9 protein-coding genes are annotated in these 10,129 nt (G+C 69.0%); 3 read left to right on the top strand and 6 right to left on the bottom strand.

What is annotated here, in order from left to right:
* Positions 1-150 precede the first annotated feature (150 nt).
* Entirely contained in the window at positions 151-1,092 is a 942-nt protein-coding gene (locus tag SCI24_RS07585) for a nucleoside hydrolase (RefSeq protein ID WP_318724815.1), read from the top strand.
* 57 nt (positions 1,093-1,149) lie between these two features.
* On the opposite strand, the gene SCI24_RS07580 is transcribed toward SCI24_RS07585, so the two are convergent.
* Entirely contained in the window at positions 1,150-1,422 is a 273-nt protein-coding gene (locus SCI24_RS07580; RefSeq protein WP_318724814.1) for an acylphosphatase, read from the bottom strand.
* Positions 1,423-1,636: 214 nt separating this feature from the next.
* Between SCI24_RS07580 and SCI24_RS07575 the strand changes: the two genes are divergently transcribed.
* Positions 1,637-2,683, top strand: a complete 1,047-nt coding sequence (locus SCI24_RS07575; RefSeq protein WP_318724813.1) for a Glu/Leu/Phe/Val family dehydrogenase — start codon at positions 1,637-1,639, stop codon at positions 2,681-2,683.
* 80 nt (positions 2,684-2,763) lie between these two features.
* Here SCI24_RS07575 and SCI24_RS07570 read toward each other — a convergent pair whose 3' ends face one another.
* Positions 2,764-3,675 carry a YihY/virulence factor BrkB family protein gene (locus SCI24_RS07570; protein WP_318724812.1) on the bottom strand — a complete coding sequence of 304 codons (912 nt, stop codon included), beginning with the start codon at positions 3,673-3,675 and terminating at the stop codon, positions 2,764-2,766.
* A gap of 152 nt (positions 3,676-3,827) precedes the next feature.
* Between SCI24_RS07570 and SCI24_RS07565 the strand changes: the two genes are divergently transcribed.
* Complete coding sequence (locus SCI24_RS07565) at positions 3,828-4,919, top strand: bifunctional nicotinamide-nucleotide adenylyltransferase/Nudix hydroxylase (protein WP_318724811.1); 1,092 nt, start codon at positions 3,828-3,830, stop codon at positions 4,917-4,919.
* Positions 4,920-5,065: 146 nt separating this feature from the next.
* On the opposite strand, the gene SCI24_RS07560 is transcribed toward SCI24_RS07565, so the two are convergent.
* The 4 genes from SCI24_RS07560 to nei all read right to left on the bottom strand — a co-directional run bounded on the left by SCI24_RS07560 (position 5,066) and on the right by nei (position 10,127).
* Positions 5,066-5,983 carry a LysR substrate-binding domain-containing protein gene (locus SCI24_RS07560; RefSeq protein ID WP_106230924.1) on the bottom strand — a complete coding sequence of 306 codons (918 nt, stop codon included), beginning with the start codon at positions 5,981-5,983 and terminating at the stop codon, positions 5,066-5,068.
* A 94-nt stretch (positions 5,984-6,077) separates the two neighbouring features.
* A complete protein-coding gene (gene cls, locus SCI24_RS07555; RefSeq protein WP_318724810.1) occupies positions 6,078-7,496 on the bottom strand; it encodes a cardiolipin synthase in 1,419 nt (472 codons plus the stop codon).
* A 117-nt stretch (positions 7,497-7,613) separates the two neighbouring features.
* Positions 7,614-9,119: a fumarate hydratase gene (locus SCI24_RS07550; RefSeq protein ID WP_318724809.1), complete on the bottom strand. Its 1,506-nt coding sequence runs from the start codon at positions 9,117-9,119 to the stop codon at positions 7,614-7,616.
* A gap of 183 nt (positions 9,120-9,302) precedes the next feature.
* Positions 9,303-10,127, bottom strand: coding sequence for an endonuclease VIII (gene nei, locus SCI24_RS07545; RefSeq protein ID WP_318724808.1), 825 nt, complete (start codon positions 10,125-10,127; stop codon positions 9,303-9,305).
* Positions 10,128-10,129 lie beyond the last annotated feature (2 nt).

The following is a 10,129-nucleotide window of genomic DNA, read 5'->3' as shown; positions in this document are numbered from 1 at the left end:
GGTGACCGACTGCCTGACGCGCGCCGCCACCGCCGCCGCCCTGGGCGTCCAGGTCGCCGGCGCCGCCGAGAGCATTCCCGAGGCGACGGCAGTCGAGCGCGCCCTGCGCGACGGCCTGCCTGCGCCCCACCGCCACGACGAGGAGGCACCGTGAGCCATCCGATCATCTTCGACACCGACCCGGGCGTCGACGACGCCCAGGCCATCGCCATCGCCCTGCGCCATCCCGAGCTCGACCTGCTGGGGTTGACCACCACCTACGGCAACGTGGACGTGGAGACCGCCACCCACAATGCCCTGCTGCTCGCCGAACTCGCCGGGCGAGAGGTTCCCGTGGCCCAGGGCGCCGCGGCACCGCTGGTCAAGGCGCGCCATCCGCCGCCCGCCCACATCCATGGCGCCAACGGCCTGGGCGACATCGAGCTGCCGCCGGTCAGGGGACAGGCCGACCCGCGCAGCGCCGCGCAGTTCATCGTCGACACCCTGAATGCCCGGCCCGGCGAGGTCACCCTGGTGGCGGTGGGACCGGTGGGCAACCTGGCCGCGGCCCTGCAGCTCGACCCGACGATCATCGAGAAGGTCAAGCGGGTGGTGATCATGGGCGGCTCGATCCGCGAGGGCGGCAACGTCACCCCGGCGGCCGAGGCCAACATGTTCAACGACCCGGACGCCGCCGCGCGGGTCCTCACCGCCGGCTGGCCGCTGACCCTGGTGGGACTGGACGTCACCCACCGCTGCGTGCTCACCGGCGAGCACATGGCGCGAATCGAGGCCGGCCAGGGCGCCCTCGGCAAGGTGCTGGCGGGCAGCTACGGCTTCTACCGGGACTTCTACCGAGAGTTCCTGGGCATCGATGGCTGCTGCCCCCACGACAGCTGCGCCCTGGCCTGGCTGCTGTGCCCGGAGCTCTTCACCACCAGCCGCGGCCACCTGACCGTGGCGACGTCCGGGGATGCCGAGGGTCAGACGATCTTCGCCCCCGAGGGGCGCGGCTTCATCGAGGCGCGCTGGTCCCGCACCCCGCTGGTGGAGGTCTGCCTGGGCGTCGACGGCGAGGCCGTCAGCGACTGGATCGCCGATACCCTGGCCTGACGACCGAAAGGCGCCGGCAGGGCACGCGCTCCGGGCCCTGCCGGTCCCGCCCTCTGGCTAGCCGACGTGGAACTCGTCCGGCGCGTGGGTCTCGATCACCTCGAACTCCACATGGGTGACGCGGGCACCGTCGGGGCCCTTCCACAGCCACTCGGCGAGCCGCTTGACCGCCTCGCACTCGCCGCACATCAGCACCTCGACCCGCCCGTCCGGCAGGTTGATCGCGTGGCCGGTGATCCCGGCCCTGAGGGCCTGCTCCTGGGTCGCGCGGCGATACCAGACCCCCTGCACCTTGCCCGTCACCAGCGCTCTGGCGCAGCACTTGTCCATGGCCATCTCCTCTGTCGTCGCGATCGATAACGTGCCCCTTTCTACCAGCCGCGCCAGGCAGGGGACCAGCCCCCGGGCCTTCCCGTCCCGGGGCCGATGCCCTAGTCTTGTCACTATCCCCGGACGCCATACGGCCACAAGCCCTCCGCGGCCGAGGATCGCCCTACCCGGGCCGACACAATCACAATGATCATCCTCACGAGGGAGTTCCACCATGCCGGTCTTCGACCACCCCGAGTTCGACCACCATCAGCAGATCGTCTTCGGCAGCGACGAGGCGAGCGGCCTGCGCGCCATCATCGCCATCCACGATACCACTCGCGGCCCGGCCCTGGGCGGCCTGCGCATCTTCCCCTATGAAAGCGACGCCGAGGCACTCACCGACGTGCTGCGCCTCTCCCGCGGCATGACCTACAAGTCGGCGCTGGCCGACCTGCCGCTGGGCGGCGGCAAGGCGGTGATCATCGCCGACCCGCGCCGTGACAAGACGCCCGAGCTGCTGCGCGCCATGGGCCGGCTGGTCGATGGCCTGGGCGGCGCCTACATCACTGCCGAGGACTCGGGCAGCAGCGAGGCCGACATGCGGCGCATCGCCGAGGCCACCGAACACGTCGGCGGCCTGCCCCGCCACGGCGAAGCCTCGGGCGACCCCTCGCCCTTCACGGCCTGGGGGGTGTACTGCGCGCTGAAGAGCGCCGTCCGCCATGGGCTGGGGTGCGACGACCTCGCCGGCGTGCGCGTGGCGGTGCAGGGGGTCGGCAATGTCGGCGCCCACCTGGCACGCCACCTCCATGCCGCCGGCGCCCGGCTGGTGCTGACCGACGTCGACGCCGCGGCCCTGGCCCACCTCGCCGAGGAACTCGGTGCCGAGGCCGTGGCACCGGCCGCGATCGCCGATGCCGAGGTCTACGTCTTCGCGCCCTGCGCCCTGGGGGCCGCCCTCTCGGAAGAGGTGGTCGACCGGCTGAAGGCCAGGGTGGTCTGTGGGGCCGCCAACAACCAGCTGGCCTCCCCGGCGATCGCCGAGCGGCTGATGGCCCGCGGCATCCTCTATACCCCGGACTACGTGGCCAACGCGGGCGGGGTGATCGAGATCGCCTGGCAACGTCGCGATGACTACCGCCGCGAGGCCGTCATGGCGCATATCGAGGGGATCGGTGCCACCCTGGAGGAGATCTTCGTCCGCGCCGATCGCGAGGGCCTGAGTCCCGCCACCGTGGCCGACGACCTGGCCCGGGAGCGTTTCCGTCCAGCCGGCTGAGGCAGACTCTCGTGCCTGGTGTTATCACCCGAAGGCCGGCCATCGCCGGCCTTCGCTTCATGGCGCCCAGGCAGTGTCGCTCACTCCTCCAGCAGCTCGTGGCGCACCAGCACCGCGGAATTGCGCGGCACCACCGGCTTGCCCAGGGCCATCAGGTGGCACTTGGTGAAGGCGGCGCCGAACAGGAGGATGAGGGACGAATAGTAGACCCACAGCAGGATCATCACCACCGACCCGGCGGCGCCGTAGGTGGAGGCCGTGGCCGTATAGGCCAGGTAGATGGCGATGCCCCAACGGCCGAACGCGAACAGCACGGCGGTGACCACCGCGCCCACCAGCACGTCCTGCCAGCGCAGCACCACGTCCGGCAATACCTTGAAGATGGTGGCGAAGAGCGCGGCGATCACCATGAGCGAGACCAGGAACTCGGCGCCGGTGGTCAGCAGCCCGACGAAGGGCAGCAGGTCGTCGGCCGCCTGCAGCATGGCCCGTATCACCACCCCGAGCACCAGCGACACCAGCAGGATGAAGCCGATGGAGAGCACCACGGTCAGCGACAGCAGGCGATTCTTGAGGAACTTGAGGGCACTGTTGCTGCTGGGCCTGGCCGTCACGCCCCAGAGGGTATTCAGCGAGAACTGCATCTGGGCGAAGACGGTGGTGGCACCGACCAGCAGGGCTCCCACCCCGAGCAGCGTCGGCAGCAGGCCGGACTCCTCGATGCGCGACTGGGCCACGGCCTGCTCGATGGCGGCGGCGGCACCATGACCCATGGTGCCCTGCAGCTGGGCGACGATCTGCCCATGGGCGGCCTCCTCGCCGAGCACCACGCCGATCACCGTGACGGCGATGATCATCGTGGGCGCCAGGGAGAAAAGGGTATAGAAGGCCAGCGAGCCGGCATAGCTGAAGGCATTGCGCTCCAGCCAGAGCTTGGCAGCACTCCGCACCACCCGCCACCAGAACAGCCCCGCTTCCCTGATGGTCGTCATGCTCGCCTTGATCATGCCGTTCCCCGCGTCCCTGTCGTTTCTTTCAGCATACCCGAATGTAGCCGGCCCGCCGAGGCCGGCCCAATTGCAGCGGCCGTCGGGCCTGACCATAATGGGCTCCGCCATCCCGCCCCCTCTTCCCAGGAGCGCCCATGACCGCACCACCGGACGCCGACAGCCCTGCCGACTTCGATTGTCTGGTGTTCATCGGCCGTTTCCAGCCTCCCCATCTGGGGCACCTGGCGGTGATCCGCGAGGCGCTGCGCCACGCGCGCCAGGTCATCGTGCTGGTGGGTTCCGCCTGGCAGGCCCGCTCGCTGCGCAACCCCTGGCGCTACGAGGAGCGGCTGCGCATGCTGCGCAGCGCCTTCGAGGAGGAGGAGAATGCCCGGCTGGAGGTCGTGCCGCTGCTCGACGCCCTCTACAACAACGACGTCTGGGTGCGCGACGTCCAGCGCAAGGTGCGCGACATCGCCAGCCCCGAGCACGCCCGGCTGCCGCGCATCGGCCTGATCGGCGCCAGTCGGGGGCAGTCCAGCTACTACCTCGCCCTGTTCCCGCAGTGGGAATCGGTCAGCGTACCCCTGGTGGAGGGCATCTCGGCCAGCCGCATCCGCGAGCGGCTGTTCCGCTCCGCCGCCTCGGCGGAGGACTACCTGAGCACCCATGCCGCCCACGACCTGCCCCCCGGGGTGGTGGCGCGGATACGCGACTTCCTGGAGGAGGCGCCCTACGGCCAGCTGGTCGAGGAGCAGCACCTGCTGGACCAATACCGCCAGGCCTGGTCCCAGGCCCCCTACCCGCCGATCTTCGTCACCGTGAATGCCGTGGTGGTGCAGTCCGGCCATGTGCTGCTGGTCAGGCGCACGGCCGCGCCCGGCAAGGGGCTCTTCGCCCTGCCCGGCGGCTTCATCAGCCCCCATGAGCGGCTGATGGACGCCTGCCTGAGGGAGCTGCGCGAACGGGTCCGCCTCAAGGTGCCCGAGGCCGTGCTCAAGGGCTCGTTGCGCGGCCAGCGGCTGTTCGACGAACCCCACCGCAGCTGGCGGGGACGCACCCTGGCTGAGGCCTTCTACTTTGCCCTGCGTCCCGAGCAGCAGCTGCCCCAGCTCAAGCCGGTCCGGGGCGGCGACCATGCACGCTGGGTCCCCCTCGCCGACCTCGACCCCGAGGGGCTGTTCGAGGACCACTTCTTCATCATCCAGGACTTCCTGGGCCTGCCGGCCGACTTCGGCGGCCCCTAGCTCAGGAAAAGGATGTGATTTCCGTCGCGAGCGAAGAGAGACCGGTCACCGCCGGAGAGGAGCTACCGGCGTGTAGTGGCCTACATGAGGATAGCGACGATCCGCCGGGGGCCAGGCTATCGAGCGCAGCAGGAAATCGCACCTTTTCAGGCCTGGAGGAAGTCGCGAGGCAACTTCATCATCTGCCGCCACAGCTTCTCGACCCCAGGCTTGTGCACCAGCGAACAGCGGTAGAGGCGGATCTCCAGCGGCACGTCCCACTGCTCGCCCCCGGCGCGCACCAGGCGCCCTTCCTTGAGCTCCTGGCGGATGCAGAAGTCGGGTATCCAGGCCATGCCCATGCCCTGCATCACCATGCCCTTGAGTCCCTCGGCCATCGCCGTCTCGTAGACGGTTCTCAGGCGCATTCGCAGGGGGTCGTTCTTGAGCAGCATGCGTACGCTGCGCCCCAGGAAGGCGCCCTGGGTGTAGGCCAGATAGGGAATCGACTCCTGGCCCTCCAGCGGGAAGCGTGGCCGGCCCTGCTCGTCGGGCAGGCAGACCGGCAGCATCTTGACCTGGCCGATGGAGAAGGAGGGAAAGACCTCGGCATCGAGCTGCATGCTGGCGTAGGGGTCGTAGTAGGCGAGCATCAGGTCGCAGTTGCCCTCGCGCAGCACATGGATGGCATCGCCCACGTTCATGGCCACCAGGCGGGTCGGCAGCTCACCGAGGCCCTGCTGCAGCCGGGAGATCCACTGAGGGTAGAAGCTCAGCGCCAGGGAATGGGCGGCGACGATATCCAGCGCCTCGTTGGCCATGGCCAGGCCACGCAGGTGGCCGAGGCTCTCGTTGAGCTGCTCGACGATATTGCGGGCGGTGACCAGGAACAGCTGCCCCTCGGGGGTCAGGTCCACCGGGGTGGTCGACCGGTCGACCAGGGTCACGCCGACCGCCTGCTCCAGGGAGCGGATGCGGCGGCTGAAGGCCGGCTGGGTGACATGCCGCTGACGGGCCGAGGCGGAAAAGCTGCGCGTGCTGGCCAGGGCGACGAAGTCTTCCAGCCACTTGGTCTCGAGGTTCACCAGGACTCCCCAGGATGTCTGCGTGGACGACTCCCGCCAGGGAGCCTTCGAAGCCCGCTAATGTACCCCAGCGGCGGCCGGGACCCAAGGCACCTCACTGGATCGGCGAGAGCAGGTAGGCCGCCCGGGACAGCAGCTTGCGCCACAGGGGGCGACGGGTCAGCTCCTCGAGGGAGACGCGGCGGCAGTCGGTGAAGTCGTGCTCGAGCATCAGGCGCACCTCGGCGGCGAACTGCCGGTCGGGCACCACGGCGGTGATCTCGAAGTTGAGGCGGAAGGAGCGGTTGTCCAGGTTGACCGTACCGACACTGGCGGCGGCATCGTCGATCAGCATCACCTTCTGGTGCAGGAAACCCGGCTGGTAGCGGTAGACCTTGACCCCTGCCCGCAGCATGTCGGGCAGGAAGGAGAAGGCCGAGAGGAAGACCAGCAGGTGGTCGGGGCGTTCGGGCATCATGATGCGTATGTCCACCCCGCGCATCGCCGCCAGTCGCAGGGCATCCTGCACCCCCTGGTCGGGCACGAAGTAGGGGCTGGTGACCCAGAAACGCTCGTGGGCACTGTGGATCGCGTGCTGCACCAGCAGGCTCGCCGTCTCCTGATGATCCGCCGGCCCGGAGGGCACGATCACCACGTTCTGGTTGGCTTCCTCGCTCGGCCGGGGCGTCCAGGTCAGGGAGATCATCTCGCCGGTGGCCCAGTGCCAATCCTCCCAGAAGGCCTCCTGCAGGCCCAGCACGCTGGGGCCGGTCAGCTTGAGGTGGGTGTCGCGCCAGTGGCCGTGGCGGGGGTGCTGTCCGAGGTATTCGGTGCCGACGTTGAAGCCCCCCAGCCACCCTTCCCGGCCATCGACCACCAGCACCTTGCGGTGGTTGCGGAAGTTGAGCTGGAAGCGATGCTTGAAACCGCGGGAGGAACGGAAGGCGCTGACCTCTACCCCGGCCTCGGCGAGGTCGCGGAGGAAGCGATCGCCGAGGCCGCGGCTGCCGATCTCGTCATACAGGAAGTAGATGCGCACATCCCGCTCGGCGGCCCGCTGCAGGCGATGCTTGAGCTCGATGCCCAGGGAATCGTCGCGGACGATGAAGAACTGGATGAGGACGTACTCCTCGGCCGCCTCGATCCCGGCGAAGAGGCTGTCGAAGGTGGCCTCGCCGTCGATCAGCAGCGCCGCCCGATTGCCGCGGGTCAGCGGCATCATCGCCAGTTGTTCCACGGCGCGGATGTCCGCATCGCCGGGTTCGGGCAGGTAAGGGTCGAAGCGGTCGCGGTAGCGTTCCAGCAGGCGGCGCAGCACGGTGTCGCGCTCGCCACGGGCCGAGACATAGCCGTAGAAGCGCGGCCGGCCGAAGATCCAGTAGGCCGGAACCGCCACGTAGGGCATGGTGATCAGCGAGATGATCCAGGCAATGGCGCCCTGGGAGGTACGGCTCGACATCAGGGCCAGCACCGCCGAGACGAAGCCCAGCAGGTAGGTCAGGAAGATCGCCAGGCCGATCAGCCAGGAAGTCATGGTCGGATCCCCGTTCCGTGGGAGGACGACAGCGCCGTCCGGAAAGCAGTGACTTGCAGCATACCCCCAACGACGACGGCCCCACCAGATGGCGGGGCCGTCGTCAGCACGGGACGATCAGGCGCGCTCGGCGATGATCTCCTTCCACTTGGCGGGGCCGGTCTGGTGCACCGAGGTGCCCTGGCTGTCCACGGCCACGGTCACCGGCATGTCCTCCACCTCGAACTCGTAGATGGCTTCCATGCCCAGGTCCTCGAAGCCGACCACGCGGGCCTTCTTGATTGCCTGGGCAACCAGATAGGCGGAGCCGCCCACCGCCATCAGGTAGACCGCCCGGTTGTCGCGGATCGCCTCGATGGCCGCCTCGCCCCGCTCGGCCTTGCCGACCATGCCCAGCAGGCCGGTCTCCTCGAGCATGGTGCGGGTGAACTTGTCCATGCGCGTCGCCGTGGTCGGGCCGGCCGGACCGACGACCTCGTCACGCACCGGATCCACCGGTCCCACGTAGTAGATGAAGCGCCCCTTCAGGTCCACGGGCAACGGCTCGCCCTTGGCGATCATGTCGACCATGCGCTTGTGGGCGGCATCGCGACCGGTGAGCAGCTTGCCGTTGAGCAGCAGGGTATCGCCGGGCTGCCAGGTCCGTACCTCGTCGGGGGTCACGCTGTCGAGGTCGACGCGCTTGACGTTGTCGCCGGCCTCGCGGGTGATCTCCGGCCAGTCCTCGAGCTTCGGTGCCGGCAGTGCCGCGGGACCTGAGCCGTCGAGGGTGAAATGGGCGTGGCGGGTGGCGGCGCAGTTGGGAATGATCGCCACCGGCTTGTTGGCGGCGTGGGTCGGGAACTCCTTGACCTTGATATCGAGCACCGTGGTCAGGCCACCGAGGCCCTGGGCGCCGATGCCGCTCCGGTTGACCTTGTCGAACAGCTCCAGGCGCAGCTCCTCGGCACGATTGGCCGGGCCGCGGGCCTGGAGATCCTGGATGTCGATGGGGTCGAGCAGCGCTTCCTTGGCGATCTCCATGGCCTTCTCGGCAGTGCCGCCGATGCCGATGCCGAGCATGCCCGGCGGGCACCAGCCGGCCCCCATCTTGGGCAGCTGCTCCATCACCCAGTCGACCACATTGTCGGAGGGGTTGAGCATGGCGAACTTCGACTTCGCCTCGCTGCCGCCCCCCTTGGCCGCCACATGCACCTCGACGGTGTCGCCGGGCACCAGCTTGTGGTGGATGACCGCCGGGGTGTTGTCGCCGGTGTTCTTGCGGGCGCCGTCCGGGTCGGCCAGCACCGAGGCGCGCAGCACGTTGTCGGGCAGCTGGTAGGCGCGCCGCACGCCCTCGTTGATCATGTCGTCGAGGCTCATGTCGGCCTCGAAGCGCACATTCATGCCCACATGCACGAAGACCGTGACGATGCCGGTGTCCTGGCAGATCGGCCGCTTGCCGAAGGCGCACATCCGCGAGTTGATCAGGATCTGGGCGATGGCGTCCTTGGCCGCCGGGTTCTCCTCGCGCTCGTAGGCCGCCGCCATGGCGTCGATGAAGTCCTTGGGGTGGTAGTAGGAGATGTACTGAAGGGCATCGGCGACGCTCTGGATCAGGTCGTCCTGGCGAATCACGGTCATGGGCAAGGGACTCCTTGGCGTTATCGGCATGCCCGCGTCAAGGCGATGCGGGGTCGCTGCGGCGGGCTTGAACGGCAGGCATTATACCCCACCCTCCCGGCTGTCGACATTGCTGTGGCCGAAGGTCTGAGCTGATGTAAGTGAACTACAAGGTAGATAACGGTATAAAGTTTATCCCGATGATCAACCAGCGGGCTGGCAGCAGGGACAGAGATAGAGCCGTCGGGAGGCCACCCTCACCCGCTCGATGGCCGTGCCGCAGGCGTGGCACGGCAGGCCCTCGCGCTCGAACACGGCGAAGCGCCAGCGCCGCCGGGTGGCTCCCAGGGTACGGTCGGCAGCGGCCCAGTCGGCACGATTGGTCACCCCGGCCTGCTCGTAGGCCTGGCGTGTCACTGCAAGGATGCACGCCGCCAGGCGCGTCAGGGCGCCCTCTTCCAGATCCCCCGCCCGAACCTTGAAGTGCAGTCCGGCGAAGAACAGGATCTCGGCACGCAGGTAGTTGCCGATACCGGCGAACAGCGACTGGTCGAGCAGCAGCCCGCCCAGCCCTCGCCGCCGGAAGCGCGGCTCGAGAAGCCGCGCCCTGGCCTGCCCCACCGTCACGCCGTGGGTCAGCAGGTCGGGGCCGAGCCGCGACAGGAAGGGGTGGTCGCCGATTCTCCCCTCGTCCCACAGCGAGACGTCCGAGGCGCTGTAGAGGCTCGCCGCCCTGCCCTGCGTCACCAGGCGGACACGCAACGAACGGTTGGTGTCCGGCTCGCGGTCGGCGGCGTGAAGCTTCCAGACCCCGTAGAGCTGGTTGTGGGAGTAGAGCACGCGACCGTCGTCGAAGCGTATCAGCAGCGCCTTGCCCCAGCTGTCGACCGCGGTGACCCGCCGCCCCACCAGCGAGGCGGCCTGGCCGGCCAGCTCAGGGAACGCGAACCAGGCGTCGTCGAGCCGCCGGCCGGCGAGCTGGCGATGCACGCAGTCGGCGGCACGACGGATCTCGGGGCCTTCGGGCATGG

Origin of the sequence: Halomonas sp., assembly GCF_033549285.1 — a bacterium.
Classification (GTDB): domain Bacteria; phylum Pseudomonadota; class Gammaproteobacteria; order Pseudomonadales; family Halomonadaceae; genus Halomonas.
The sequence above is the reverse complement of the archived record's forward strand: the minus strand, read 5'-3'. Positions and strand labels throughout refer to the sequence as shown.

Excerpts from the sequence above, each read along its gene's own strand:
- SCI24_RS07575 (WP_318724813.1), top strand. The coding sequence starts at position 1,637 with ATGCCGGTCTTCGACCACCCCGAGTTCGACCACCATCAGCAGATCGTC.
- cls (WP_318724810.1), bottom strand. The coding sequence starts at position 7,496 with ATGACTTCCTGGCTGATCGGCCTGGCGATCTTCCTGACCTACCTGCTG.
- nei (WP_318724808.1), bottom strand. The coding sequence starts at position 10,127 with ATGCCCGAAGGCCCCGAGATCCGTCGTGCCGCCGACTGCGTGCATCGC.
- SCI24_RS07580 (WP_318724814.1), bottom strand. The coding sequence starts at position 1,422 with ATGGACAAGTGCTGCGCCAGAGCGCTGGTGACGGGCAAGGTGCAGGGG.
- SCI24_RS07565 (WP_318724811.1), top strand. The coding sequence starts at position 3,828 with ATGACCGCACCACCGGACGCCGACAGCCCTGCCGACTTCGATTGTCTG.
- SCI24_RS07570 (WP_318724812.1), bottom strand. The coding sequence starts at position 3,675 with ATGACGACCATCAGGGAAGCGGGGCTGTTCTGGTGGCGGGTGGTGCGG.
- SCI24_RS07550 (WP_318724809.1), bottom strand. The coding sequence starts at position 9,119 with ATGACCGTGATTCGCCAGGACGACCTGATCCAGAGCGTCGCCGATGCC.